Raw genomic sequence first — 26,009 nt, 5'->3', positions numbered from 1 at the left:
TCCTTCTCCTTTTGGTTCTTTGTTCATGCTCTCTTTTCCTGCTGGGGAACTGAAAATCTGCATTTTACTCCGAGTTTGCTCTGTTATTCTTGGGAGTTTGTTCTTTACTCGTGAATTTGGGTGATTTACTCGTGAGTTTGCGTGCTTTACTCGTGAGTTTGCGCCATTTACTCGTGAATTTACCCTGTTTACTCGTGAATTTGGCTTTCTACTTGGGATTTTGTTCTTTACTCATGAGTTCGCGCTATTTACTCGTGAATTTGCCCTCTTTACTCGTGAATTTGGCTTTCTACTTGGAATTTTGTTCTTTACTCGTGAATTTGGGCTATTTACTCGTTAATTTACCCTGTTTTCTCGTGAATTTGGCTTTCTACTTGGGATTTTGTTCTTTACTCGTGAGTTTGCGTACCTTACTCGTGAGTTTGCGTGCTTTACTCGTGAGTTTGAGCTATTTACTCGTGAGTTTGGGCTATTTACTCGTAAATTCACCCTGTTTACTCGTGAATTTGGCTTTCTACTTGGGATTTTGTTCTTTACTCGTGAGTTTGCGCACCTTACTCGTGAGTTTGAGCTATTTACTCGTGAATTTACCCTGTTTTCTCGTGAATTTGGCTTTCTACTTGGGATTTTGTTCTTTACTCGTGAGTTTGGGCTATTTACTCGTGAGTTTGCGTGCTTTACTCGTGAGTTTGAGCTATTTACTCGTGAGTTCGCGCTATTTACTCGTGAGTTTGAGCTATTTACTCGTGAGTTTAGGCTATTTACTCGTGAATTTACCCTGTTTACTCGTGAATTCCCGCCATTTACTCGTGAATTCCCATTCTTCACTTATTTTTACGCACAAAAAAACCCATGTTTATTAACATGAGTTGCTTTGTAAGGTGTAAGAGTCCCAATTGTGCCGTTTACGCCTTTGTTTTGAACCCGCTCTCCGCAGGTGGGTGCTCGGTTCCTCGCGTTTGTAAGTCCTCTTCGAGGGAGGCATTTACGCGGCCAGGAAACTAGTGCTCCCGGTAACTATAAGTGTTCGGTCAAAACTTATAGGTTAAAGAACGAACACATCAGGACTCTTACTTATTGGAAACATCATATCATAATGCTTTACTCCGTTTCAAGAGAAAGCACCTAGGTATTTTTTCATATTTTTCCCAGATTTATTATTTTTTTAGTGCAGCAAGTCTTAGGCTAAGTTCGGCCAATTGCTTGTCACTTACAGTACTCGGTGCGTTAACCAGCAGGTCGCTTGCGCTTGCTGTTTTCGGGAACGCGATGGTGTCGCGAAGGTTCGTGCGGCCTGCAAGCAGCATGACCATACGGTCCAGTCCAAGGGCGATTCCGCCGTGTGGAGGTGTTCCGTATTCGAATGCATCCATTAAGAAGCCGAATTGTGCGTTTGCTTCTTCTTCTGTGAATCCAAGTACTTTGAACATTTTTTCCTGTACGTTGCGTTCGAAAATACGCAGTGATCCACCGCCAAGTTCGTAGCCATTCAAGACAAGGTCATACGCTTGTGCACGGACACTTGCTGGATCTGATTCCAGTTTGTCCAGGTCTTCACGGAATGGCATTGTGAATGGATGGTGTGCGGCATAATAGCGTCCTTCTTCTTCGTCATATTCAAGTAATGGCCAGTCCGTTACCCATAGGAAGTTGAATTTGCTTTGATCGATCAAGCCTCTTTCTTTACCAAGCTTGATGCGGAGTGCTCCAAGTGCATCAGCAACTATGCCTTTCTTATCCGCAACGAATAAGATTAGATCGCCCACTTCTGCTTCTAATACAGATACTAATTGCTGTTGATCTTCAGCGAAGAATTTAGCGATTGGACCTTTTACACCGTCTTCTTCCACTTTCAACCATGCAAGACCTTTTGCACCGTAAATCGCTGCAAATTCAGCCAATCCATCAATATCTTTACGGGAATAATCCGCATTTCCGCCCTTAACGACAATCGCTTTAACTTGTCCGCCATTTGCAACGGCGCCAGTGAACACTTTGAAATCACTGTCTTTGACGATTTCCGAAACATCTTTAAGTTCCATTTCGAAACGTGTATCGGGTTTGTCGGAACCATAACGGCTCATTGCTTCAAAGTATGTCATTCTAGGGAATGGCAGTGTTACGTCCAGTCCTTTAACATCTTTCATCACTTTAGCCATCATGTTTTCGGCCGTTTGAATGATATCTTCTTGGCTCATGAAGCTTGTTTCAATATCGATTTGTGTGAATTCAGGCTGTCTGTCAGCACGTAAATCTTCATCACGGAAACAGCGGGCAATTTGATAATAACGTTCAAAACCGGATACCATCAATAGCTGCTTGAAGATTTGCGGTGACTGTGGAAGTGCATAGAATTCCCCTTCATGTACACGGCTAGGCACTAAATAATCACGTGCTCCTTCAGGTGTGCTTTTCGTTAAGATCGGTGTTTCAATATCAAGGAAGCCTTCTCCGTCCAAGTAGTCACGGATCGCTTTTGTTGTTTGGTTACGCATTTTCAACGTTTCGAACATTGCCGGACGACGCAAGTCCAAGTAACGGTATTTCAGGCGGATATCTTCTGAAACATCCGTTCTTTCATCAATGATGAAAGGAGGAGTTTTTGCTTCGTTTAAAATTGTAACGTTTTCGGCTTGAACTTCGACGGTCCCTGTTGTTACATTCGGGTTGAAGTTGGCTTCATCACGTTTGATGACTGTCCCTTGGATATCAAGGACATATTCATTACGGATCTTCTCGGCAGTGGCCAATGCTTCTGCTGAAATATCCGGATTGAAAACGACTTGTACGACTCCGCTTCTATCACGTAGGTCGATAAAGATGACCCCGCCCAAATCCCGACGTTTTTGTACCCAACCTTTTAATGTTACTTTTTCACCAATAGCTGCTTCTGTTACTTCCCCATTGAAGTATGTTCTGCCAAACATGGTATTTCCCCCTTAAGCCTGTAGCTTTTTGAATTGTTCAACGAATGTATCAAGATCCATCTGGACTTGTTCACCGGTTTCCATGAACTTCACATTGATTTTATTATTTTCCAATTCATCATCTCCGAGTGTCGCCACATATCTTGCTTCCAGGCGGTCGGCCGATTTGAATTGAGCTTTCACTTTACGGTCTTGATAGTCTTTTTCGACAGTAAAACCGGCATTCCGCAATTGATGGGCGATTTTGACTGTATAATCCTTGGCATTTTCACCTAACGAAACAAGGTAGCAGTCAATTCCCTTTTTGATTGGAAGCTCGATGTTTTCCGCTTGTAGTGCTGCAATCAGGCGTTCAATGCTTAGCGCAAAGCCAATTCCAGGTGTCTCTGGTCCGCCAAGTTCTTCAGCCAGCCCATTATATCGGCCGCCTCCGCAAAGTGTTGTAATGGCCCCGAAGCCTTCCGCATCACTCATGATTTCAAAGGCGGTATGATTATAGTAATCCAATCCCCGCACAAGGGTCGGGTCTTCTACAAATTCAATCTCCAAATCCGTCAAGTGCTGTTTCACCTTTTCGAAATAAATACGGGAGTCATCATTTAGATATTCAATGATGGATGGCGCCGTGTTCATCAATTCGTGATCGTGATCTTTTTTACAATCGAGGATCCTCAGTGGATTTTTTTCAAGACGATTTTGGCAATCGCTGCAAAACTCGCCAATACGAGGTTCAAAATGTTTGATCAATGCATTCCGATGCGCTGTCCGGCTTTCCTTATCACCAAGGCTGTTGATCACAAGTTTCAGCTTTTTCAACCCAAGTTCTTTGTAAAGGTTCATTGCAAGTGATAAAACCTCCGCATCTATTCCAGGATCTTTACTTCCTAAAGCTTCGATGCCGAATTGAACGAATTGGCGGAAGCGGCCTGCCTGCGGACGTTCGTAGCGGAACATCGGCCCGATATAATAAAGTTTGACCGGTTGATTAGCCCATCCAAACATCTTATTCTCGATATATGACCGTACCACTGATGCAGTGCCTTCGGGACGAAGGGTCAAATTCCGTTCACCGCGGTCTTGGAATGAATACATTTCTTTTTGTACGATATCGGTTGTATCTCCTACACCACGTAAAAATAATTCCGTGTGCTCAAAAATCGGTGTGCGGATTTCTTTATATTGATAACGGTGACAAATATCACGCGCTGTCTTTTCGATATACTGCCAAATTTCCGTCTGGCCAGGCAATAAATCTTGTGTACCTCTAGGAATCTGAATGGACATATATGTTTCCCCCTTTAAAGCAAGGCGCCTTTTTTGAAACGGCGCTATACTGATTTTTTTCAAACAAAAAACTCCCGCCCCTTGTAACTAATCCGTTACAAGGGACGAGAGTTGGATATCCCGTGGTGCCACCCTAGTTGAAGCACAAAAATTTGTGCCCCCGCTCAAAAACAGTTAACGCCTGTTTTACGTCCATCTCCTATTAAGAAAATCCGTTCGGAGTGAAGCCTACGGAGGGTTCTTTCATTAAGTCATCATGTGGAATGCTTTCAGCCCCGGCATTTCCTCTCTTTTCATGTGGTTCTTAATTACTCTTCTCCATCATTGGTTATTGCAGTAATAAGTCTGATATTTTATAATCATACGGACGTTAACTTCAAATGTCAAGATAGGCTTTAGGATTTTATCGCATTTTATTGGTTCAGATGTTTTTTCATGTTTTTGATCGTCCGGACATTGACTCCGAATTCGGATGCCAATTCAACAAGATTTGCACTTTGTTCCTTCTGGATAAAATCGTGAAAATCGACACCTAATACTTGATTGCCTCCGCTTAAGCTCGTTTGATTTTTTTCGCTGAATTTCATGTGGTTTCCCTCCTATAGTTCTATTAGCTTTATTCTTTCCTAAAAAAATGTTTTTTACATAGGGATAAGAGGGAAATTTTTATTGAACGAGAATACATACATATAGACATAAAAAGGGAGAGACAACTTATGAAAAAGAAATCGGGTCTATTCGGCCTGATCCTATTGCTGATAATGGCAGCTATTTTCCCGGTCAATCACGCATTTGGAAAAGATGAAGGGGAAATAATCGTGAAGACAAAAGTGGTCAATGTCCGTGAAGGCGCTGGACTCAGCTTCCCTATCGTAAAAAAACTGGCAAAAGGGGAATCGTATCCTATTCTAAAAGAAGATGGCGATTGGATCGAAATACAGATAGCTGCAGGTAAAACCGGATGGGTTGTCAATTGGCTTGTTGAGAAAAAATCCGATACAAAACAGGTCAAGAAGGAATCCGGCCAGGGAGTTATCACCGGCAGCTCCGTCCGTGTCCGTACAGGTCCGGGCACTACATTTCAAACAGTGGGCTCCTTAACGCAAGGAACAGCTGTTGACATTATTGACAAGAATGAAAATTGGATAGAGATTAAAACAACTGAAATTCGTGGTTGGGTCTCTTCTGACTACCTTAATCTTCCTGCAGCTACCGAGAAAGCAGTGAAAAAAGATTCATCCAAGAAAAAAGACGAAGCAAATCAATCCGTAAAAACCGGAATCACCTTGGTGGACAGGCTCAATGTTCGTTCGGAACCTTCAAGAAGCAGTGCCTCCCTCGGAAAGCTGAATAAAAATACGTCAGTGACCGTTTATCGCATTGAAAATGAATGGGCTGAAATTGATTTCCAAGGTACCCATGGTTGGGTAGCTGAAACTTACATACAAGTAAGCGATGATAAAAATCAACCGAAAGTGAATAAGTCTGATGCCACTGCAAGAGTGACTGCAACAGGTTTACATGTGCGGAAGGATGCCTCGCTAAACAGTAAGGTCATCGGTTCGGTGAATAAGGACGAGACATACACTGTCTTGCAGACAAAAGGAAAAATGACGCAGATCCAGCTTTCCGGTTCAAAAAAGGGCTGGGTCGTGAGTTGGTACTTAGAAAAGGAGAATGTTGAACGAACGCCAAAGAAAAAGAAGATGGATGTAAAAGGACACAAGATTACCATCATTCATGATGGTACGATATTTAGAAGTGAGCCCGATGGCAACTCGGAGATCGTAGAGCAGGCAAATGCAGGTGAAACGTTCCAAGCCATAGGTATGGATGGCGACTGGTATTCCATTAAACTAAAGAGCGGGAAAACCGCTTATGTTGCCGGATGGATCGTGACGATAGAAGGGAATGCCGAGCAGATCCAACGACCGGGCGTTGAAAAATATTTAGCGGATAAAATCATCGTGATCGATCCCGGCCATGGAGGCAGGGATAGTGGTACAGTAGGGGTCGGTGGCACTCTTGAGAAAAACCTGACGATCCGAACGGCTGAGTTGCTGCGGGACAAGCTTCAGGCGGCAGGAGCAAAGGTGATCCTGACCAGAAGCGGGAATACATATGTTCCACTTCCTTCCCGGGTCGGCACCTCACATATCCATAATGCGGATGCTTTCATCAGCCTCCATTACGATAGCACCAAGGACCAGATTACCAGCGGGATAACAACCTACTACTATCATGGCTATCAACAGGGTTTGGCCTCTACACTGGCGAATTCACTCGGTTCAACCATGCAGGTGCCCAACCGCGGGTCCCGTTACGGAAATTTTCATGTTATCCGTGAAAATAAACGGGTGGCTACACTTATTGAACTAGGTTATTTAAGTAATCCAGTGGAAGAATTGACGTTAACAACGAATGAGTATCAAGAAAAAATCACTTCCGCCATCTATAATGGATTGGCACGGTATTTTAAATAAAGACGAGCCAGCTTCCTTCGAAGCTGGCTTTTAAGTAGTTGACACTGATTTTTGCCCAAACAAAAAACCTGCCGCAGCAGGTTATTTTTTACTTTCCAGTATTAAAGTAACGGGTCCATCATTCGTAAGCTGAACGTCCATCATGGCACCAAATTGACCTGTTTCCGTATGGACGCCTTTTTTGCGGAGTTCCTCGTTAAATGCTTCATAAATATCATTGGCCTCTTCAGGACGGGCGGCGTCCATGAAGTTCGGTCGACGGCCTTTACGGCAATCTCCGTATAGAGTGAATTGTGAAACGGATAAAATCGAACCACCTACATCCAATAGTGAGTGATTCATCTTTTCATTTTCATCTTCAAATATTCTAAGATTGACAATCTTTTCGGCCAAATAGGCGGCATCATCGATGGTATCCCCATGGGTGACACCAACCAAAAGAACAAGTCCACTTTCGATTTGCCCGATTATTTGGTCTGCCACAACGACTTTGGCTGCTTTGGAACGTTGTAAAACAACACGCATGGTAATAAAAACTCCTTAGTTCATAATCCTTCTGACGGAATAAACATCTGAAATTTGTTTTATACGGTCGACTACCTTTTGTAAATGTGCAATGTTATGAATATAAATCGACATGTGAATTGTCGCCACTTTATTCCTGTCAGATTTACCTGATACCGCTGAAATATTGGTCTTCGTTTCATTGACTGCTTGCAGCACTTCGTTTAATAAACCGCGACGGTCATACCCGCTGATTTCAATTTCAACGATGTATTCCTTGCGTTCATTAATGGTACTTTCCCATTCAACAGGAACAAGGCGATGTTCGGAATCCCCGCTATCCAGGTTCGGGCAGTCTTGTCTATGGACCGATACTCCCCGGCCTTTGGTTATATAACCAACGATTTCATCTCCGGGAACTGGGTTACAACAGCGCGATAATCGGATAAGCAGATTATCAATACCAGGGACCTGTACACCTGAGTCGCGTTTTTTAGAGGAGTTGGAGAAGGTCTTCAGATCGGCCACTGCTTCTGAAATATCAGCCTCTTGCTCGACCGCTTTCTGCTTACGCCATTTCTCGGTAAGGCGGTTCGCAACCTGAAGGGCTGTTATTCCATTATATCCCACCGCTGCATACATATCTTCTTCATTGATGAAGTTGAATTTATCTGCAACACGCCTGATATTTTCGGCAGTCAGGATTTCCTTCAGATCGAATTCCATTTCCTTGATTTCTTTCTCAACAAGTTCTTTGCCTTTTTCGATGTTTTCTTCTCGACGCTGCTTTTTGAAATATTGACGGATCTTATTTTTCGCTTGAGATGTTTGTGTGAGTTTAAGCCAGTCCTGACTTGGACCATATGAATGCTTCGATGTTAAAATTTCAATGATGTCACCAGTCTTCAGTTTATAATCCAGCGGCACCATTTTACCGTTCACTTTGGCACCGATCGTTTTGTTTCCGATTTCCGAGTGAATCCGGTAAGCGAAGTCAATCGGATTGGATCCTGATGGCAGCTCGATCACATCGCCTTTTGGCGTGAAAATGAAGACCATATCCGAAAAAAGATCTATTTTAAGGGATTCCATGAATTCCTCGGCATTCGTCGCGTCATCCTGGAATTCCAGAATTTCGCGGAACCAAGTCAATTTTTCTTCTAATGAAGGCTGTTCACCAACATCTTTTCCTTCTTTATAAGCCCAGTGCGCAGCAACCCCGAACTCGGCAATGCGATGCATTTCTGAAGTACGGATCTGCACTTCAAGCGGATCGCCCTTCGGTCCAATCACCGTCGTATGAAGCGATTGATACATATTCGTCTTCGGCATTGCGATATAGTCTTTAAATCGGCCAGGCATCGGCTTCCAGCATGTATGGATGATTCCTAAAACGGCATAGCAATCTTTTATGCTATTGACAACGATACGGACCGCAAGCAAATCATAAATTTCGCTGAACTGCTTATTCTGCAATGCCATTTTGCGATAAATGCTGTAAATATGTTTCGGTCTTCCGGATAGATCAGCCTTAATGTTGACTTCCTCTACGTTTTTACGCACTTCATCAACGACTTCTTCTAAATATTTTTCACGTTCTGCACGCTTTTTCTTCATCAAATTGACGATTCGGTAATACTGCTGAGGGTTCAAATACCTTAATGCAGTATCTTCAAGTTCCCATTTAATCGTACTGATACCAAGACGATGAGCAAGCGGTGCGAAGATTTCCAATGTCTCGTTCGATATCCTTCTCTGCTTTTCCTGAGGCAGATGCTTTAATGTCCGCATATTGTGCAGTCTGTCGGCAAGCTTGATCAATATGACCCGGATATCCTGGGCCATCGCCACGAACATTTTCCTATGGTTTTCCGCCTGTTGCTCTTGCTGTGATTTATACTTGATTTTCCCTAATTTGGTTACGCCATCTACGAGCATGGCGACTTCAGGACTGAAATTTTCTTCAATATCCTTCAGGGTGACCTCCGTGTCTTCAACAACATCATGTAAAAAACCTGCTGCAATAGTTGCAGGATCCATTTCAAGATCCGCTAGAATGCCCGCCACTTGAATCGGATGAATAATATAAGGCTCTCCCGATTTACGGTATTGTTCTCTATGAGCATACTGTGCATACTTAAACGCTCTATGAATAAATTCAGCCTCTTCCGGCTGAAGATATAAGCTGGCCCGTTCTACAACCTGTTCGGCAGTCAATATTTGATCATTAGCCATTTAATCACCTTAACCCCACTTTAACTGCCACCGGATATGATCCGGATTGAGTATGATTGGTAGCACTACCCTTAATTCAGCAAAACGTGACAATTTTTGCGAAAAAAAATAAATCCGCTTAAACGGATACAAGTGCAAATAAACTTATTAGCAGAAAAACTCTTTATTATTACTATTATCGAAAAAAAAGAGGAGGTTGTAAAGAGTTAAACGTGTATTTTATGAAGATTACTGCTTTTTTTCACTGGAAATTCGACAAAATACAGTGAAATCGGGTAAAACAGAAAGAGCACCCTGGTCAGAGTGCTCTCTTTATTAAAAGCTCATTAATGTCAATACATCATAGCCTTCTAATTTATCTTTACCATCCAAGTCAGTTAATTCAATAAGGAATGCAATCCCGGCTACTATTCCGCCAAGCTCTTCAACCAATTTGATCGTCGCTTCGATTGTTCCCCCGGTAGCAAGTAAATCGTCCGTAATCAGGATACGCTGTCCCGGTTTGATGGCATCTTTATGGATGGTCAATACATCCTTGCCATATTCTAATCCATATTCGACTTTTATCGTTTCACGTGGAAGTTTTCCTTCTTTTCTCACTGGAGCAAAGCCCACTTCCAATGAGTATGCGACTGGACATCCGATAATGAATCCGCGTGCTTCAGGCCCAACCACCAAGTCGATATTTTTATCACGAGCGTACTCGACGATTTGGTCTGTTGCGTATTTATAAGCTGCACCGTTATCCATTAATGTTGTAATATCTTTGAAGACAATACCCGGTTTTGGCCAGTCTTGCACAATTGTTACATATTGCTTTAAATCCATTGCTTTGTTTCCTCCTCAAGGTCTGTTGCCTCATGAACTAAATAATGATTGAACCAATCGAATAATTGCTGATAGGAAGAATAAACAAGCTCTTGTTCAAGCTCAAATTGCTCTTTCTTTCTTGTATACGATTCAGATTCACTAAGATCGCGTTTTTTCGCATTGGTTGTGAGCATAATTAACCCATTCTCTATTGTAACAAAATCAAGCTCAAAAAACACCTTTGAAATGAAATCCACTGTATCTCTTGACCAGCCGCGGTATTTAGTAAGGTCATCACCATATCTTTTCACATCTAGAGGACCCTTTTTCGTAAGGAAGGCATAAAACCATTTAAAATGATCCCTTGTTGGCATCGTACTTAGGAAATGGTCCTGTTCATGGGATAGATGAGCGTAGATACGCGAAGGGTTCTTATTGGCAATCACCCGTTTCAAATATTCCCTGGACGGTGGCATGTCCATTAATACCAAATGACCTTCAAAGCAGTCGAGCTGTTCTGCATCCAGTTCATTCTTGATATGAATGAGATCTGGATGGTTTTGTAAAAATGGATATCTGCTATACATACCTTCCGAGAAAATGACGATTTTTCGGTTTTGTGCAGGAATGTCGGCAAGCCACTTCTCCGTTTGACCTTTCCCGCGGTAATCGAATAACTGCCAATGGTTTACCGCGACATCCTGGACAAAGATCTGAGGTTTTTTCATATTATTCCACTCATTGATTGAAAGCTCTCCGATCACCGAGACTTCAGCGTGCGGAGCAATTTCATCGACAAAATGACCGAGACCGAAGCCCACACCGTCAAGTTTATGATTTTCACTATCTTCAAGCTGGACCTTCAAGTGATTTTGGTTGGCACCAATTTTGCGGACACTTGAAAGTTGTACCGAATCTATCAAAATCTTCGGTTTGGGATTCGTCACCCCAAAAGGCGCCAGCAAGCTCATCTCCTGAATCGTTTGAACGGAAACTTCAGCTAAAGTCGTAGACCCGTCCAAATTGGTAATGGGTGTGAAGTCTTCTTCGCTAAGTTGCTCCTTCGCAATCAAGTTCATGCGATCCCTAAGCTCCTGAACATCTTCAATTTTCAATGTCATTCCAGCAGCCATTGGATGTCCGCCAAAATGCGGCAGTAATTCACGGCATGTGGAAAGACTTTCGAAAAGATCGAAACCGGCAATGCTCCGTGCAGAACCTTTAGCGTACCCTTTTTCCCGGTCAAAGCTCAATACGATTGTGGGCCGGTAAAAGCGTTCAACAAGTTTAGATGCCACAATCCCCACAACTCCTGCGTTCCAGCCTTCCCTCCCGATGATGAGGACACCATTTGACTCCGGCGGGAAGTTTTCCTCGACTTCAGCAATCGCTTCCGCTGCCATTGCTGCAACCATTTCCTGCCGCTCTTTATTGATATCATTAATTTCATTGGAGAGTTCCATCGCTTCTTCCAGGCTGGCGGACATCAATAAATCGACAGCTGGATCGGCATCTCCAAGGCGTCCGACAGCATTGATCCGCGGTGCCATCGCAAAGCCGATCGATTCTTCATTCAATGCTTCCTGCTGAACATTCGCCACTTTCATTAAGGCAACAAGTCCCGGGCGGCGAGTCAAACGTAACTGCTCGATGCCTTTCGCAGCAATAAGGCGGTTTTCCCCTTTTAAAGGCACTAAATCCGCAATGGTGCCGATTGCCGCTATTTCAAGCAAATCCTCTGGCAGTTCCCCAAGCAATGCGTGTGCCAGCTTAAAAGCGACCCCTACACCGGCAAGGTCTTTAAATGGGTAGGAACTATCCTCAAGTTTAGGATGGATGATTGCCAGTGCCTCGGGCAGTTCCGGTCCCGGCTCATGGTGGTCGGTCAAAATATAATCCATGCCAAGCTCTCCGGCAAGTTTCGCTTCTTCGACCGCCGAAATTCCTGTATCAACCGTTATTAATACCTTCACTCCTTGCTCAGCTGCAAGTCGGAACGCCATCGGATTCGGGCCATATCCCTCTGTAAAGCGATTTGGGATATAAAAATCCACATCGGCCCCTAATCTCATGAGCGCCGTCATCATCACAGTCGTCGATGTCACGCCATCCGCGTCATAATCACCGAATATCCTTATTTTTTCTCCATTTTGAATGGCTTCTCTTATTCTATATACTGCTTTATCCATATCTTTCAATAAAAATGGATCATGGAAAGTTTGATTTTTTACAAATAAAAATGATCGGGCACTTTCAATCGTATCCAGGCCTCGATTCACAAGTAGGGCTGCAACCAAAGGTGTGATATGAAGCTCTTCAGCTAGTACAGCAACTTTGTTTTCATCGGCAGTTCGTAAGTTCCACCGGGTTTTTGGCTTTAACATGAATTCACCCCTCAACTTACTTATTATACAAAACGGTGATTCCGGTTTCAATTTTATTTTAAACTCAGAAAATGCAGTTATTTACATTTGCTTGTCCATAAAAAAGAAAAGAAGGCTGGCATCATGCCAGCCCCCTCTCACCTATTAAACTTGTCCTTCAAGACTTTGTTTCTTTTCTTTTGCCGTATTCAGCGGTCCTTTCTTCTTCAATTCCCTGATTTTCAAATCAAGCCAGAGTTGTGAAGCGATCAATAGTGATGAATACACGCCACATATTAAACCGATGAACAAGGCAATGGAGAAGTTTCGGATAGCCTCACTACCGAAGATCATCAATGCGATTACCGTAACGAGGACGGTCAGGACCGTGTTGATCGATCTCGTCAAAGTTTGCCTGATACTTATGTTTACAATGTTCTCAAGCTCTTCGACAGTTTTGATCTTACGACTGAAACGTAAATTTTCACGAATTCGGTCGAAAGTAACGATCGTATCATTGATGGAATAACCGATGATCGTCAGAACTGCAGCAATGAAGGTGATGTCCACTTCGAGTCGAAGTAAGCTAAAAATCGTAATGATGAAGAACGCATCATGTATCAGCGCAATGACGGCAGGTACAGCCATTCGCCATTCAAATCGTATCGATACATACAAAATGATACCGATTGATGCAATCGCTAACGCAAACATGGCATTTTTTGCAAGCTCTTTTCCTACTGTCGGTGATACGGTGCTAACATTAGGTTCTGCCCCGTAATCTTTCTTGAAATGGTCCTTCAATTTTGCGATTTCCTGTTTATCAAGGACACCCACTGTACGAACGACAGCATTTTTATCATCTTTTCCAGCAAGTCTGACATCCTTGATATCATCTATGTCGATACCGGCCTTGCCCATTTCGGTCTTTACTTGTTGGGTCGTTAAGACATCTTTAGAAGCAATCTCAATGCGGGTACCGCTCGTGAAATCAATTCCAAGGTTCAATCTGAAGACCAACAGGAAAATGATCCCGATAATGGTAACACCGATTGAAATGCCATAATAGACCTTCCGGTGTTTGACGAAATCGATATTATCAAAACGCGTTGGCAATTTCATTAAATTAATTTTTTCAGATAAGCTGTGAATGTTTTTCTTCTTGACGCCAAACCATGATGGGTGTCTGTCAAGGACCCCACTATTCACCCACAGGCTCATGAATAGTCGCGTACCATAAACGGCTGTAATGAAACTCATTAAGATGGAAATGATCAAAGTGGTCGCAAACCCTTTAACTGAGCTTGTTCCATAAAAGAAAAGAACGGCCGCAACAAGCAATGTCGTTAAGTTCGCATCCATAATCGTACTAAGTGAGTTTTTCGTACCTTCTTTATAAGCCGCTTTTATAGAACGGCCAAGTTTCAGCTCATCCCTGATTCGTTCATACGTTATGATATTGGCATCGACAGCCATTCCGACCCCGAGTACCAATGCCGCAATACCAGGCAGCGTAAGGACTGCATTCATCCAATCAAACACTAATAGCGTCAAGAAAATGTAAATGCTTAACGTGACGACTGCAATGAATCCCGGGAAGCGGTAATACACAAGCATGAAGATGAAAATGAGTGCAATTCCGATGATGCCGGCAAATATCGTATCGTTCAGTGCACCTTCACCAAATTGCGCTCCTACTGAAGTCGAGTATTTTTCCTTCAAATCGACAGGCAGGGCACCAGCATCTAGAAGGTCTGCAAGCTCTTTTGCTTCTTCCACCGTAAACTGTCCTGTGATGTATACCTTATTCGTATTGAAAACTTCACTGACATATGGAGCGGATATCATATTGTCTTGTGAGGCTTTGTTCTTTATTGAATCTTTTCCTTCTTCGAAGTCCAGCCAGATTGCAAGTACATTTGTCGGACTTTCCATCGAGGATATTTTTTGCGTGATATCTTTAAATTTATTCACATCTTTCAATGTGACTTCAACAACCGGTTTATTATCCTGGAACGTTTGTTTCGCGCCGCCTTCTTTCAGGTCAGCACCCGTCATCATTTCCTTATCGTTGTAATCACGGAAGGATAACTTAGCCTGCGTCGAAAGGATTTCCCGAGCGTTGTTTTGGTCTTTAACGCCGGCCAATTGAACGCGGATCCGGTCTTTCCCTTCAATTTGAATGTTAGGTTCACTAACACCCAAAACATTGACACGCCGTTCAAGTGAGCTTACTGTAGCCCGTAAAACTTCCGGTGTGATTTTTTCCCCGGATAACGGTTTCACTTCATATAACACTTCAAAACCGCCTTGAAGGTCAAGACCAAGCTTGATATCCTTAAGGATTCCTTTTGAAGTCGTTCCCATCGCTGCGAAAATCAAAAGTACGATTAGAAAAAACGCAACGATCCTGCTTCTTTTTACCATTATGTAGTAGGCCCCTTTCTATATTACGCCTGTTCTTGAAGTTAAAAAAACATCATTTTTCATTTAAAAAACACCTGCATTCCATTCGCTTTTTTCCAGAAAAACCACACAGCTTCCCATGCCTTTTTCCAAAAAAAGCATAACCATATCTATTATGAGTCATTTATAAACAGCTGTCAATTTAAGTATATCTTTGCGTTATTCTTTCAAAAGTTCTTTCAGTTCCTCTTCAGATAGCGGTTCAAATAGGTTTGGCGATTTATATGCTTCGACCATTTGGAAGGTCATGAACTGGTTGCTTGAAAATGTCACGATATCTGCGACCAGTTCGTGAAGGTGAATGTTTTCCTGCGGACGCTTCCATTTATTTTTGGTTAATGTTCCCCATATGTCTTCCTCTGTAACGGCATTCAATCCAACCATTTGGAATTCCTCACGCTTGCTCTTCAAAAATGGACGTACCTTTATATAGTACCTTTGATAGGGATGATTCTTTTTCGCCATCACTTTTGCCTCCAGTAAAAATGATTCTCCATTTAATGTGCATTTTCATGTAAGGGTTCGATCATTTGTTAGAACGCAATCATACACTTTTGTCATGCTTTGTCCGAGTACAAGCATATAGATAATTGTATAGCATAACCGCTTTTTTGAGAAGGCAGGGAGGGAGTACAATGTCCAAATTTTTAAAAGGGACGCTGATTTTATTAATCGCAAGCCTGATTACGAGGGTTCTTGGGTTCATTAACCGCATTGTCATCGCCCGCTTCATCGGCGAAGAAGGCGTTGGTTTATATATGATGGCTTTACCGACCCTATTTCTCGTCGTCAACATTACCCAGTTGGGCCTGCCCATCGCCATATCCAAATACGTAGCTGAGGCCAATGCCAGAGGTGATGAACGGAAAATCAAGAAAATCCTAGTTGTCTCTTTGGCCTGCACCTTTACTCTATCGATGATTTTCACTCCTGCGATGCTGGTTTTTGCGCCGGTTCTCTCAGAATACCTTTTCACTGATGAGCGGACTTTATGGCCGCTCATGGCGATTGCCCCGATCGTACCGATCATCGCCATTTCATCCGTACTTCGCGGATATTTCCAAGGCAAGCAAAATATGAAGCCCTTCGCTTTCTCACAAGTCATCGAACAGGTGGCGCGAATCACCTTCATAGCCGTCCTGACGAAGGCTTTTTTGCCATATGGAATTGAATATGCAGCAGCCGGGGCGATGTTCGCTTCGATCATCGGTGAGCTTGTATCTCTCTTCTACTTATTGACCAGCTTTAAACTAAAGAAACATTTTAAGTTCCGGAAAGGTTTCTTCAAGAATGTGAAATCCGGAAAAGGAACGTTCACTGAATTGATGGGGATCGCCCTGCCTTCTACTGGGAGCAGGATGATTGGATCCATCTCGTGGTTTTTCGAACCGATAGTGGTCGCTCAGAGTTTGGCTATTGCCGGAGTCACAGCCGCAGCAGCCACGAGTCAATACGGGGAGTTAACAGGGTATGCACTGCCATTGCTCATGCTTCCCTCTTTCGTTACGTCATCGTTGGCGACAGCGCTTGTCCCGGCAGTGAGTGAAGCCCGGACGACCGGGAATTTTTTACTCGTTGAACATAGGCTGCAGCAGGCCCTAAAAATCACGTTTATCACTGGCTGTTTAGCTATCGTTATATTGTTCATCTTTGCCGAACCGATTTTACAAGTCATGTATGGCTCTTCACACGCTGCTGTTTTCATTAAATTCCTGGCACCTTTTTTTATCCTTTATTATTTTCAATACCCGCTTCAGTCCATGTTACAAGCACTGGATCTTGCTAAAGCCGCCATGTTCAATAGCCTAGCCGGCAACATCCTAAAAATCGGCGTGATTTGGCTGCTGGCATCAAAGGAAAGTTTCGGGATCATGGGCGCCGCGATTGGAATCGCTGTCGGTACGATGCTCGTTACGTTTCTTCATTTTTCAACCGTGCTAAAGGTCGTTCCTTTCACGCTTCATTTCCGCAGTTATATGTCAGCTTTAGTGCTTGCGTTAATTTCTGGCTGGGGCGGTTTTTATCTTTATCAAGTCCCGCTTTCATCACAGCCTCTTGGGGCACGGCTACTGCTTTCCGTGACGGTCGTGATCCTGTTATTCACATTTTTCCTGCTCATGACCGGCGGCATAAAAAAGGCGGACCTGATCCGGATTCCTTTTGTGGGTGGATTTTTATCAAAGTTTGCTTGGAAATAAAATGAACCGAAGCATTTAACGGCTTCGGTCATTTCTTCGTTTCATTTTTATCGATGTAAAATTCGCCATCTATGTACCCGCAAATCGAAATCTCATTGATTTTCGTTTCTCCAAGTTTTTTCAACTGATGCCGGAGCCAAAAATGATTTTTGCCAATCTTATTGAGATTACTTTCCTGTATTTTCCCGTCAACTATTAGGGGAAATGGAGTTTCATCGATTTTTGACCTTTTGTCTTGGTTATTTTTTATAACCGAGAGTTTACCGGAAGATTCGAGGATTGCAAATTGTACGTCATTTAAATCATTAATCCCTTGTTCACGCAGCTGGGTCAATAAGTCATCAAAATTATATCGCTGCTTACGCATTGCTTTTTCATCTATTTTTCCTTGATTGATGATAATCTGTGGTGTACCGTCCACGATGTTGCGAAACCTGACACTTTTCAACGAAATGAATGCCAAAAGTATTTGGATGAAAGCTAGGACCAGCATCGGGATCATCTGCCGTAAAAATGGTTTTTCCAAATCTTCAAAAGACAGAACGGCAATGTCCCCTATCATGATAGATACCACTAAATCAAGGATGCTTAGTTCCCCGACTTCCCGCTTCCCCATCATCCGGAAAAGGATTAAGATGACTAGATAGATTACGGTCGTTCTAAAAATAATCCCTAGATAGATATCCACGTCTATAACACTTCCTTCATCCATAGCATGGCTTGGGAATTGAAAAATTACTCAATAATCTTTTCGAATTTTACGGAAGCTTCTTAAACCTGGTCTAAAGGTTCCATACGAGGAATATGCTTGTACAAACACATAAACAGGCTAAACGTAACAGCCTTTTAAAAAGGAGGAATACCCATCGAAACTAAAAAAATGAGTGTCGCCGTAATTTATGGCGTTGGCTCCATCTTTGCCATAGCGATGATTGCAAGCTTGATCGTTTCCATCCTTCTTCGTTTTACTTCACTGTCGGAATCATCCCTGACATACGTCATCATGATCGTGTCCTTTTTATCGTTGTTCGTTGGTGGTTTCATTTCAGGAGGTAAAGGGAAAAAGCAAGGACTATTCTTAGGAGGAAGTACTGGTTTACTTTATCTGTTGGTCGTGTTCCTTTTTCAATATTTGGGTCATGATGCACTATTCACCCTCAAGCAATGGATCTATTATGGCTGTTTTGTCATTACGGCCATGATGGGTGGAGTGCTTGGGGTCAATATGAGTTCTGAATCACGCACCAATTAAAAAAACACAGCAAAAAACCGGGCATATGGCCCGGTTTTCGTTTGTCTTATAAAGATACTTCTTTATTTGGTGCGCTTTCCGTAATTTCACGGATTGCAGCACGGTCGAATGTCAATCTTGTACCATCAGATGACTTAACGACGATTTGCAATTCATCGATTGCATCGATTGTTCCGTGCATGCCGCCAATAGTAGCAATCTTATCACCCTTTTTCAAGCTGCTTTGCATGTTTCGCGTAGTTTTTGCGCGTTTTTGCTGCGGGCGGATCAATAAGAAATAGAACAATACGAACATTAAAATCAACGGAAGTATTTGTGTTAAAGAACCCATTTGTATATTCACTCCTTTCGTTCATTAAAATATTTATGGAATTAGAAGTTTCTCGCATTTGGTTCATTGAAACCATATTGCTCAAAAAACTCTTCCCTAAAGTCTCCAAGACGATCTTCTCGAATAGCTTGTCTGACCTGTTCCATCAAGTTTAACAGAAAATGAAGGTTATGGTAAGTCGTAAGACGAATCCCAAAGGTTTCTTCACATTTAATCAAATGGCGAATATATGCCCGGCTATAATTCTTGCAAACATGGCAATCGCAATTTTCATCGATTGGCCCGAAATCGCGTGCATACTTCGCATTTTTCACAACCAGCCTCCCATTGCTCGTCATCAACGTACCATTACGCGCAATTCGTGTCGGCAGTACACAGTCAAACATATCGACACCGCGGATTGCACCGTCGATCAATGAGTCCGGCGAACCGACCCCCATCAGGTAACGCGGTTTGTTGGTTGGCAGCAGCGGACTTGTAAACTCAAGGACGCGGTTCATGATATCTTTCGGTTCCCCAACAGATAGTCCTCCAATAGCATAACCCGGAAAATCAAGGGAAACAAGGTCTTTTGCACTTTGATTACGAAGGTTTTCAAACTCCCCGCCTTGAACGATCCCGAACAACCCTTGGTCATTTGGACGCTCATGAGCATTTAAACAGCGTTCAGCCCAGCGTGATGTCCGCTCAACCGACTTCTTCATATACTCTTCGGTTGCCGGAAATGGCGGACATTCATCGAATGCCATCATAATATCGGAGCCAAGTGCATTTTGTATTTCCATCGCTTTTTCCGGAGATAAAAATAATTTATCACCATTCAGATGGTTTCTGAAATGTACGCCCTCTTCTTCAATTTTGCGGAACTCGCTCAAACTGAAGACTTGAAAGCCGCCGGAGTCCGTCAAAATCGGCCGATCCCAGTTCATGAACTTATGCAATCCGCCAGCTTCCTTGATGATGTCATGCCCCGGACGCAGCCATAAGTGGTACGTATTGCTCAGGATGATGCCTGCCCCCATTTGTTTCAAATCTTCCGGGGACATCGTTTTGACAGTAGCCATCGTTCCAACCGGCATAAATGCCGGTGTTTCAAAAGAACCATGCGGCGTGTGAACCCGGCCTAACCGAGCCCCTGTCTGTTTACATGTTTTGATTAACTCATATCGTATTGCAGTCAACGCAATAACTCCCTTCAAGAGCTTATCACTCTTATATTACTTAATTAACATCGCATCGCCAAAACTAAAGAACCTGTATTTTTCTTCAACTGCCGTTTCATAGGCATGAAGGACATGCTCCCTGCCTGCAAGTGCAGAAATAAGCATGATTAAAGTTGATTTCGGTAAATGGAAGTTCGTAATCATCGCATCGATCCCTTTGAACTCATAACCAGGATAAATGAAGATGCTCGTCCAGCCATTCTCTTCCTTGAAAACTCCATCATGACGGGACGCAATCGTTTCCAATGTCCTTGTGGACGTCGTTCCGACCGTGATGATTTTCCCGCCTTTTTCTTTCACTTCATTCAGTAATCGAGCTGTGCCTTCCGTCATTTGATAAAATTCCGAATGCATTTCGTGGCTGTCAATATCGTCCACACTGACTGGACGGAATGTACCAAGTCCAACATGAAGCGTGATGAAAGCGATATGGACACCCATCCCTTTCAGTTTCTCGAGCAAATGGTCCGTAAAGTGCAGTCCTGCGGTTGGTGCCGCTGCAGATCCACGTTCACGCGCATATACCGTTTGATAACGGTCCTGGTCGTCAAGCTGTTCCTTGATATATGGAGGTAACGGCATTTCGCCAAGCTTCTCTAATATTTCATAAAAAATACCTTCATAGTGAAATTCAAGGATTCGGCCGCCATGCTCAAGAACACCTGTACAGACGGCACTCAGCTTACCATCGCCAAAGATGATTGTCGAGCCTTCTTTAATTCGTTTGGCTGGCTTCACAAGTGTTTCCCAAACATCATCGTGCTCTTGTTTGAGCAGCAAAACTTCTATTTTTGCACCTGTTTCTTCTTTACTTCCATATAGTCGCGCCGGCAGCACTTTCGTATCATTCAGCACCAAGCAATCCCCGGGTTTGACATATTCCGTGATATGACTGAAAACGTCATGCTGGAGCTTACCGGATTCTTTGTCCAACACCATCAATCTACTTGCTTCCCTATCTTCAAGAGGAACTTGGGCAATCAGTTCCTCCGGTAAATGAAAATCAAACATATCCAATTTCATCTGTTCCACTTCCTAACGTGTCTATCAAGCTGTAATGATTATTTAAAACGGCCGATCAAATAAAAAATAGCGGACAACACAACACTGACGATGATTGATGTCACGATAGGAAAGTAAAACGTCGTATTCCCCTTTTTGAGAAAGATATCTCCCGGCAGCCTGCCGAGATGAATATATTTCATCGAAAAACCAATCACGAATATAATCACGCCAAGTATCATGACCATTTTAGGTATATTCATCGTTCTGGCATCTCCAAACCAAAATGATCGTATACCAGCTGCGTTGCCATTCGCCCTCTTGGGGTCCGCTGAAGAAAGCCGACTTGTAACAGATATGGCTCATACACATCTTCAATCGTATGTGCTTCTTCGCCGATGGTTGCAGCAATCGTCTCCAGACCAACTGGTCCACCACGGAATTTTTCAATGATCCCTTTAAGTAATTTATGGTCAATATGATCGAGTCCTAAACGGTCGACCTGCATTAATTCAAGTGCATAATCGGCAAGTTCAGCCGTTATCGTACCATCTCCGCGCACTTGGGCGAAATCCCTGACTCTCCGTAAAAGCCGATTCGCAATTCTTGGGGTGCCCCTTGACCTTCTGGCAAGCTCACTCGCTGCTTGATCATCCATTTCCGTATCCATGATTCTTCCAGTACGGATGATGATATCAGTCAAATGATTTTCCGTATAATATTCAAGACGGCTCAAAACGCCAAATCGGTCCCTTAGAGGTGCAGACAGTGAGCCTGCACGAGTCGTCGCCCCAACAAGAGTGAACGGTGGCAGGTCGATTCTGATCGAACGAGCTTCCGGCCCCTTACCCACTACAATATCAAGACAAAAGTCCTCCATAGCCGGATATAGTACTTCTTCGACAACACGCGGCAGACGGTGTATTTCATCAATGAATAACACATCTCCTGGTTCAAGCGCACTCAAAATGGCCGCCAGATCTCCAGGCCGCTCAATGGCGGGTCCAGAAGTCGTGCGGATATTGACACCCATTTCGTTGGCGATGATGACAGCAAGTGTTGTCTTACCTAGACCAGGCGGTCCATATAAAAGAACATGATCCAGCGTTTCTTCCCGCATCCTTGCCGCTTCGATGTATACACTCAAATTGGCTTTCACTTTATCCTGTCCAATATATTGCTTTAAGTTTTGCGGCCGCAGGCTTTGTTCAAAGGATAGTTCGTTCAAATCGGCTTCCTGATTGAATAGTCTCTCCTCCATTGCGCCACTCCTTATCTTAACATCATTTGCAATGCTTTCTTAATATATTGCTCGGTCGTCAGATCTTCCGCCTGCAATTTCTTGGCAACTTTTTGGACTTCCTTTTCAGAATAACCAAGAGCCTTCAATGCAAGAATGGCTTCATCCAATTCCTCCGTATTACCATTTGGACTGAGTGCAGCCGTGACGCCTTCGTTAAACAAGCTTGGAAACGCATCCGGAATAATGTTCTCGAGTTTCCCTTTTAAATCGAGAATCATTTGCCGTGCCGTTTTCTTTCCGACTCCCGGGAATTTCACCAAAAACGATTCATCTTCATTTTCGATTGCCTGCACCACCTGATCAACCTGGCCTGATGCCAATATGGCTAGAGCACCCTTCGGCCCGATTCCGGTTACATTCAATAATTTTGTGAATAATGCCTTCTCTTGACGGTTCTGAAATCCGTATAGTGCAGCCATATCCTCACGAACATAATGATACAAAAAAACTTGGATTTCTTTCTGGTATTGAGCGGAAAAAATAAAAGGATTCGGCGTCATCACTTGATATCCGATCCCCCCATTTTCCACAACTATGTATTCAGGCCCAATATAATCGACCTTGCCTTTTATATAATCATACAAATTAATTCTCTCCCTGATTTTGCTGTACCTCTCATTTTATCATAAAAAGAAAGGGTTGTTCATTAAAAGTTATTTTATAATCAGCAAAGTCTTTCACAAGATTTCCGGGTGTTACTATCATCCTTAAAACAAAGTGGATTGGAGCGGGTGTGCTAGACTCCCGCTTAGGAATGCGGGTCCATGGGAGACACCGCAGGCGCTAAAGGCGTCGAGGACGGACCGCCCGCGCAATGCGAGTGCCTGCAGTGGAAAGAAACGTTTGAATTTTACAGCCCTCAAAAAAACTGTAGGCAAACTCTCCATTATTATCGAGTTTGTCTACAGTCTGAAGGGTGGGATATCATCCCACCCTAGTTTACCGAATAAGGCTCGTATTCTTTAATGAGCTGTTTATATTGGTCTTTATTCATGATAGGTATTCCTTTTTGCAGTTCCTCCTGCTTGTATACTTCAAGTTTACCAACGTCTATTTGGTAGAAAGTATGGATGATCTTGGCGTGCTCAGGCCTTCCAATAAAAATGGATAACGTTCCATCTTCCCTCATTCCGAGGTAACCATTCGCTTTTAAGAGCGGAGATATGTCATTTTCGATTTTCTTAAGGACAATCTGTTCTTCATTTTGATCGACTACCTTCCATCCTTGGTATTTTGCCCGAAAGTCTTCCATCGACCAAATTGTTTCTGTCAATTTTTCCTCACTTAACTCACCATCCAAATACATACGCTGAAGAATGACCTTCCTTTCAATTGGAACATTTTCCTTTTGTATAGATTCCTCTGCAAAAACGGTTAGGCAAAATGGCAGTAAGAAAAGTGTCATGAAAAATTGGATTTTTAGTTGATTAGTCAATATACTCACCTCTTAAGGCGTTTACTTTTTAAGTAGTTTGACCCCAAATAAGGTTTATTAACCAGAAAAAATCAAAAACGGCTGACCCAAGAATCGGGGTCAGCCTTGGTATTATTTTAAGTGATTTTCATGAATGTTAAGATTATCGAACATGTCATTGGCATCCTGAATGATCATTTCCTTCGTATCGCCATCACGAAGATTATTATCAAGTGTCATCGTCCTGAAATAAACACCTTCATCGGTGGTGACATATAGGTTCCGGCCGTTAGTAAGCGGTCCGATTTCCTTCTTGACTTTTTCTTTGACATCTTTTGCTTGGCTGTAGTCATCTAGCAACAATGCAACCAGCATTTCGTTTTTCATTATGATTGTCCTTGAATCACTAACCGGATCCACGCTATTTGCAACCCCATTAACTTGGTCGGCTAAAGAGCCTTCATAAGAATTATAATAAGAGGATTTGGCCTTAAGCGGTTTACTTTCATGACCATGGTAGTTACGATCCCGCTTACTGTACGCATCATCTTTATCATAGAGGCCTTGCACCCTATTCTGATAATTGATGTTGCGTACTAGTACATCTTTTTCAGTGGAATGGTATCCTGTTTCATCCGTGATATTCTTGTTTTCCGCTGTATTATTATTAGCACATCCAACCAAACTTACGGCGGCTAATACCGTATAAATCGGAAGTGTCCATTTTATTTTCCGCACCAATAACCCTCCCATTGCAATAAAATGAGCTATATTTCGCTCATAATTAGCATGGGTGTCGAGCAGGAATTGTACTCTGTAAGTTACGGCCAAAAACCGGTTTTATTTCCTATTGAGGGAGGAAATTTTTTTCGCAAGCTTTTCATTCATTTCCATACGCTCCGAAAAACCTTCCACCGTCATTTTCCATACGGAATGAAGCTGGGATGAACTTTTATTAAGCCTGTTCCATTCCCGGAAAATATCCGTAGGATAAGTTAATGCATATAAAAAGGCCAAGTCTGATTGATACCTACTCAGTTGCGGCACTTCCCAGAGCTTCGTCGCCGCGTCATCCAAATGGTGGGATATTCGATTTGCATACTGTAAATAATCAATGCACCTAGGAGCATGTGCCATTAAGTCGAAATCGATTAAGGTCAAAGTGCCATCTGCTCTCCGCAAAAAATTATGATGTGCGCAATCACCATGAATGATGACTTTCTTTTCCTTATTCCATAAAGACTGATTTTTTTCAAAACCCTCTAGTGACCACTCACCCCATCTAATCCACTCTTTAATAATATCTTCGGAAACATATTGGCGAACATATGAAAAGTTCTTTTTAAATAAAGCTAACCGGTCTTTCCATTTTTTTAATTGATCGAAAACAGGCGCTTTAATGGAGAGATGTTCCGAGACATCATGGAAGCTTTCTAATAATTGAATTCCCTCTAAACGGTCCATATGATTGGAATATTGAAATTTTTTCTTACTCGGTGGAAAATAGTCCATACTGCCATACCATTTTCCTTTAAATTGAAAAGGCATTAAATTCTGATGAATATAATAGGTTTGATGAAATCCCTTTTGCTTTAACAAAGAAGTCAGTTCTCTTTGCCGATCCCACTTTTCAAAACTGTCGAATCCTTTAAGAGTTAATGGGAGACCCTTTTCAAAAATTATTAAATAGACACTGCTTTGAAGATGGTGGATTTTCTTTGGCTTACGATTTAAATAAGAGAGGAGACGAGTGTTAAAAACACTGTCTCCTTGATAATTAGTAGTCATCGCTTTCATCTACATAAGTCGGCATCCCAAATGTTTCAGGCGCACGAACGCCCCCGAATTGGCCTGGCTGGCCTCCCATTTGTCCAGGTAACATAGCTTCCGGTTGACCCCGCATCATGCCCGGCTGGCCCCCAAATTGTCCTGGCATCATACCAGGTTGGCCTCCGTTTCGACCGCCCATCATCATGCTTGGTGGCTGACCCCCATTTTGGCTGCCCATCATCATGCCTGGTGGCTGACCTCCATTTTGGCCGCCCATCATCATGCCTGGTGGCTGACCTCCATTTTGACCGCCCATCATGCCTGGTGGCTGACCTTCATTTTGACCGCCCATCATGCCTGGTGGCTGGCCTCCATTTTGACCGCCCATCATCATGCCTGGTGGCTGACCTCCATTTTGACCGCCCATCATCATGCCTGGTGGCT

23 protein-coding genes, 1 other RNA gene, 1 pseudogene and 1 other annotated feature are annotated in these 26,009 nt (G+C 43.0%); of the genes and pseudogenes, 4 read left to right on the top strand and 21 right to left on the bottom strand.

The window, feature by feature from the left end:
* The first annotated feature begins 110 nt into the window (after positions 1-110).
* Positions 111-863, top strand: a complete 753-nt coding sequence (locus ACFWE9_RS02345) for a hypothetical protein (RefSeq protein WP_377355399.1) — start codon at positions 111-113, stop codon at positions 861-863.
* 22 nt (positions 864-885) lie between these two features.
* Here ACFWE9_RS02345 and ssrS read toward each other — a convergent pair.
* From ssrS to ACFWE9_RS02325, 4 genes are all read right to left on the bottom strand, one after another.
* Positions 886-1,071: non-coding RNA, 6S RNA (gene ssrS, locus ACFWE9_RS02340), on the bottom strand.
* Positions 1,072-1,157: 86 nt separating this feature from the next.
* A complete protein-coding gene (gene aspS, locus ACFWE9_RS02335) occupies positions 1,158-2,927 on the bottom strand; it encodes an aspartate--tRNA ligase (protein ID WP_377355397.1) in 1,770 nt (589 codons plus the stop codon).
* Positions 2,928-2,939: 12 nt separating this feature from the next.
* A complete protein-coding gene (gene hisS, locus ACFWE9_RS02330; RefSeq protein WP_230155362.1) occupies positions 2,940-4,211 on the bottom strand; it encodes a histidine--tRNA ligase in 1,272 nt (423 codons plus the stop codon).
* 97 nt (positions 4,212-4,308) lie between these two features.
* Positions 4,309-4,545, bottom strand: a binding site (T-box leader).
* Positions 4,546-4,624: 79 nt separating this feature from the next.
* On the bottom strand, positions 4,625-4,798 hold the full coding sequence (locus ACFWE9_RS02325) for a hypothetical protein (protein WP_230155015.1): 174 nt from the start codon (positions 4,796-4,798) through the stop codon (positions 4,625-4,627).
* A gap of 129 nt (positions 4,799-4,927) precedes the next feature.
* Here ACFWE9_RS02325 and ACFWE9_RS02320 point away from each other — a divergent pair, with 129 nt between their 5' ends.
* Entirely contained in the window at positions 4,928-6,694 is a 1,767-nt protein-coding gene (locus ACFWE9_RS02320; protein WP_377355395.1) for an N-acetylmuramoyl-L-alanine amidase family protein, read from the top strand.
* A gap of 81 nt (positions 6,695-6,775) precedes the next feature.
* Here the strand turns inward: ACFWE9_RS02320 and dtd are convergent, their stop codons facing one another.
* The 6 genes from dtd to ACFWE9_RS02290 form a co-directional block, all read right to left on the bottom strand.
* Entirely contained in the window at positions 6,776-7,219 is a 444-nt protein-coding gene (gene dtd, locus ACFWE9_RS02315) for a D-aminoacyl-tRNA deacylase (RefSeq protein ID WP_230155012.1), read from the bottom strand.
* A gap of 15 nt (positions 7,220-7,234) precedes the next feature.
* The gene (locus tag ACFWE9_RS02310) at positions 7,235-9,433 is read right to left on the bottom strand and encodes a RelA/SpoT family protein (RefSeq protein WP_230155008.1); all 2,199 of its coding nucleotides are present in this window, start codon (positions 9,431-9,433) and stop codon (positions 7,235-7,237) included.
* Between the two features lie 315 nt (positions 9,434-9,748).
* A complete protein-coding gene (locus ACFWE9_RS02305) occupies positions 9,749-10,261 on the bottom strand; it encodes an adenine phosphoribosyltransferase (RefSeq protein WP_230155007.1) in 513 nt (170 codons plus the stop codon).
* A complete protein-coding gene (gene recJ / locus ACFWE9_RS02300) occupies positions 10,252-12,627 on the bottom strand; it encodes a single-stranded-DNA-specific exonuclease RecJ (protein WP_230155005.1) in 2,376 nt (791 codons plus the stop codon). The genes ACFWE9_RS02305 and recJ overlap by 10 nt, the downstream gene beginning before the upstream one ends.
* A gap of 144 nt (positions 12,628-12,771) precedes the next feature.
* The gene (gene secDF, locus ACFWE9_RS02295; protein WP_377355392.1) at positions 12,772-15,033 is read right to left on the bottom strand and encodes a protein translocase subunit SecDF; all 2,262 of its coding nucleotides are present in this window, start codon (positions 15,031-15,033) and stop codon (positions 12,772-12,774) included.
* A 198-nt stretch (positions 15,034-15,231) separates the two neighbouring features.
* Entirely contained in the window at positions 15,232-15,537 is a 306-nt protein-coding gene (locus ACFWE9_RS02290; protein ID WP_377355390.1) for a post-transcriptional regulator, read from the bottom strand.
* Between the two features lie 170 nt (positions 15,538-15,707).
* Here ACFWE9_RS02290 and spoVB point away from each other — a divergent pair, with 170 nt between their 5' ends.
* Positions 15,708-17,270 (top strand): stage V sporulation protein B, encoded by a 1,563-nt coding sequence (gene spoVB / locus ACFWE9_RS02285; protein ID WP_230154999.1) that lies wholly within the window; start codon positions 15,708-15,710, stop codon positions 17,268-17,270.
* A 28-nt stretch (positions 17,271-17,298) separates the two neighbouring features.
* On the opposite strand, the gene ACFWE9_RS02280 is transcribed toward spoVB, so the two are convergent.
* Positions 17,299-17,982, bottom strand: coding sequence for a DUF421 domain-containing protein (locus ACFWE9_RS02280; protein WP_483878209.1), 684 nt, complete (start codon positions 17,980-17,982; stop codon positions 17,299-17,301).
* Positions 17,983-18,150: 168 nt separating this feature from the next.
* Between ACFWE9_RS02280 and ACFWE9_RS02275 the strand changes: the two genes are divergently transcribed.
* Complete coding sequence (locus ACFWE9_RS02275; RefSeq protein ID WP_230154995.1) at positions 18,151-18,522, top strand: TIGR04086 family membrane protein; 372 nt, start codon at positions 18,151-18,153, stop codon at positions 18,520-18,522.
* A gap of 46 nt (positions 18,523-18,568) precedes the next feature.
* On the opposite strand, the gene yajC is transcribed toward ACFWE9_RS02275, so the two are convergent.
* From yajC to ACFWE9_RS02225, 10 genes and pseudogenes are all read right to left on the bottom strand, one after another.
* On the bottom strand, positions 18,569-18,853 hold the full coding sequence (yajC, locus tag ACFWE9_RS02270) for a preprotein translocase subunit YajC (RefSeq protein ID WP_230154993.1): 285 nt from the start codon (positions 18,851-18,853) through the stop codon (positions 18,569-18,571).
* 41 nt (positions 18,854-18,894) lie between these two features.
* Positions 18,895-20,034 carry a tRNA guanosine(34) transglycosylase Tgt gene (gene tgt, locus ACFWE9_RS02265; protein WP_377355386.1) on the bottom strand — a complete coding sequence of 380 codons (1,140 nt, stop codon included), beginning with the start codon at positions 20,032-20,034 and terminating at the stop codon, positions 18,895-18,897.
* Between the two features lie 36 nt (positions 20,035-20,070).
* Complete coding sequence (gene queA, locus ACFWE9_RS02260) at positions 20,071-21,099, bottom strand: tRNA preQ1(34) S-adenosylmethionine ribosyltransferase-isomerase QueA (protein WP_377355384.1); 1,029 nt, start codon at positions 21,097-21,099, stop codon at positions 20,071-20,073.
* Between the two features lie 38 nt (positions 21,100-21,137).
* Complete coding sequence (locus ACFWE9_RS02255) at positions 21,138-21,341, bottom strand: DUF2905 domain-containing protein (protein WP_230154987.1); 204 nt, start codon at positions 21,339-21,341, stop codon at positions 21,138-21,140.
* Positions 21,338-22,339: a Holliday junction branch migration DNA helicase RuvB gene (ruvB, locus tag ACFWE9_RS02250; RefSeq protein WP_230154985.1), complete on the bottom strand. Its 1,002-nt coding sequence runs from the start codon at positions 22,337-22,339 to the stop codon at positions 21,338-21,340. The genes ACFWE9_RS02255 and ruvB overlap by 4 nt, the downstream gene beginning before the upstream one ends.
* A gap of 11 nt (positions 22,340-22,350) precedes the next feature.
* Positions 22,351-22,965 (bottom strand): Holliday junction branch migration protein RuvA, encoded by a 615-nt coding sequence (gene ruvA / locus ACFWE9_RS02245; protein ID WP_230154982.1) that lies wholly within the window; start codon positions 22,963-22,965, stop codon positions 22,351-22,353.
* Between the two features lie 350 nt (positions 22,966-23,315).
* On the bottom strand, positions 23,316-23,816 hold the full coding sequence (locus ACFWE9_RS02240) for an intercompartmental signaling factor BofC (RefSeq protein WP_230154980.1): 501 nt from the start codon (positions 23,814-23,816) through the stop codon (positions 23,316-23,318).
* Between the two features lie 111 nt (positions 23,817-23,927).
* Positions 23,928-24,533: a YhcN/YlaJ family sporulation lipoprotein gene (locus ACFWE9_RS02235; protein WP_230154979.1), complete on the bottom strand. Its 606-nt coding sequence runs from the start codon at positions 24,531-24,533 to the stop codon at positions 23,928-23,930.
* A gap of 102 nt (positions 24,534-24,635) precedes the next feature.
* Complete coding sequence (locus tag ACFWE9_RS02230) at positions 24,636-25,592, bottom strand: phosphotransferase (RefSeq protein ID WP_377355381.1); 957 nt, start codon at positions 25,590-25,592, stop codon at positions 24,636-24,638.
* Positions 25,573-26,009 (bottom strand): annotated as a pseudogene (locus ACFWE9_RS02225) (hypothetical protein); the annotation flags it as partial. The gene ACFWE9_RS02230 and the pseudogene ACFWE9_RS02225, both read right to left, overlap by 20 nt.

It is taken from the genome of Peribacillus sp. NPDC060253, from assembly GCF_042727425.1.
Classification (GTDB): domain Bacteria; phylum Bacillota; class Bacilli; order Bacillales; family DSM-1321; genus Peribacillus.
This window is presented reverse-complemented; position numbering and strand designations above follow the sequence as displayed.

Excerpts from the sequence above, each read along its gene's own strand:
- aspS (WP_377355397.1), bottom strand. The coding sequence starts at position 2,927 with ATGTTTGGCAGAACATACTTCAATGGGGAAGTAACAGAAGCAGCTATT.
- hisS (WP_230155362.1), bottom strand. The coding sequence starts at position 4,211 with ATGTCCATTCAGATTCCTAGAGGTACACAAGATTTATTGCCTGGCCAG.
- ACFWE9_RS02325 (WP_230155015.1), bottom strand. The coding sequence starts at position 4,798 with ATGAAATTCAGCGAAAAAAATCAAACGAGCTTAAGCGGAGGCAATCAA.
- ACFWE9_RS02320 (WP_377355395.1), top strand. The coding sequence starts at position 4,928 with ATGAAAAAGAAATCGGGTCTATTCGGCCTGATCCTATTGCTGATAATG.
- dtd (WP_230155012.1), bottom strand. The coding sequence starts at position 7,219 with ATGCGTGTTGTTTTACAACGTTCCAAAGCAGCCAAAGTCGTTGTGGCA.
- ACFWE9_RS02310 (WP_230155008.1), bottom strand. The coding sequence starts at position 9,433 with ATGGCTAATGATCAAATATTGACTGCCGAACAGGTTGTAGAACGGGCC.
- ACFWE9_RS02305 (WP_230155007.1), bottom strand. The coding sequence starts at position 10,261 with ATGGATTTAAAGCAATATGTAACAATTGTGCAAGACTGGCCAAAACCG.
- recJ (WP_230155005.1), bottom strand. The coding sequence starts at position 12,627 with ATGTTAAAGCCAAAAACCCGGTGGAACTTACGAACTGCCGATGAAAAC.
- secDF (WP_377355392.1), bottom strand. The coding sequence starts at position 15,033 with ATGGTAAAAAGAAGCAGGATCGTTGCGTTTTTTCTAATCGTACTTTTG.
- ACFWE9_RS02290 (WP_377355390.1), bottom strand. The coding sequence starts at position 15,537 with ATGGCGAAAAAGAATCATCCCTATCAAAGGTACTATATAAAGGTACGT.
- spoVB (WP_230154999.1), top strand. The coding sequence starts at position 15,708 with ATGTCCAAATTTTTAAAAGGGACGCTGATTTTATTAATCGCAAGCCTG.
- ACFWE9_RS02280 (WP_483878209.1), bottom strand. The coding sequence starts at position 17,982 with ATGGATGAAGGAAGTGTTATAGACGTGGATATCTATCTAGGGATTATT.
- ACFWE9_RS02275 (WP_230154995.1), top strand. The coding sequence starts at position 18,151 with ATGAGTGTCGCCGTAATTTATGGCGTTGGCTCCATCTTTGCCATAGCG.
- yajC (WP_230154993.1), bottom strand. The coding sequence starts at position 18,853 with ATGGGTTCTTTAACACAAATACTTCCGTTGATTTTAATGTTCGTATTG.
- queA (WP_377355384.1), bottom strand. The coding sequence starts at position 21,099 with ATGAAATTGGATATGTTTGATTTTCATTTACCGGAGGAACTGATTGCC.
- ACFWE9_RS02255 (WP_230154987.1), bottom strand. The coding sequence starts at position 21,341 with ATGAATATACCTAAAATGGTCATGATACTTGGCGTGATTATATTCGTG.
- ruvB (WP_230154985.1), bottom strand. The coding sequence starts at position 22,339 with ATGGAGGAGAGACTATTCAATCAGGAAGCCGATTTGAACGAACTATCC.
- ACFWE9_RS02230 (WP_377355381.1), bottom strand. The coding sequence starts at position 25,592 with ATGAAAGCGATGACTACTAATTATCAAGGAGACAGTGTTTTTAACACT.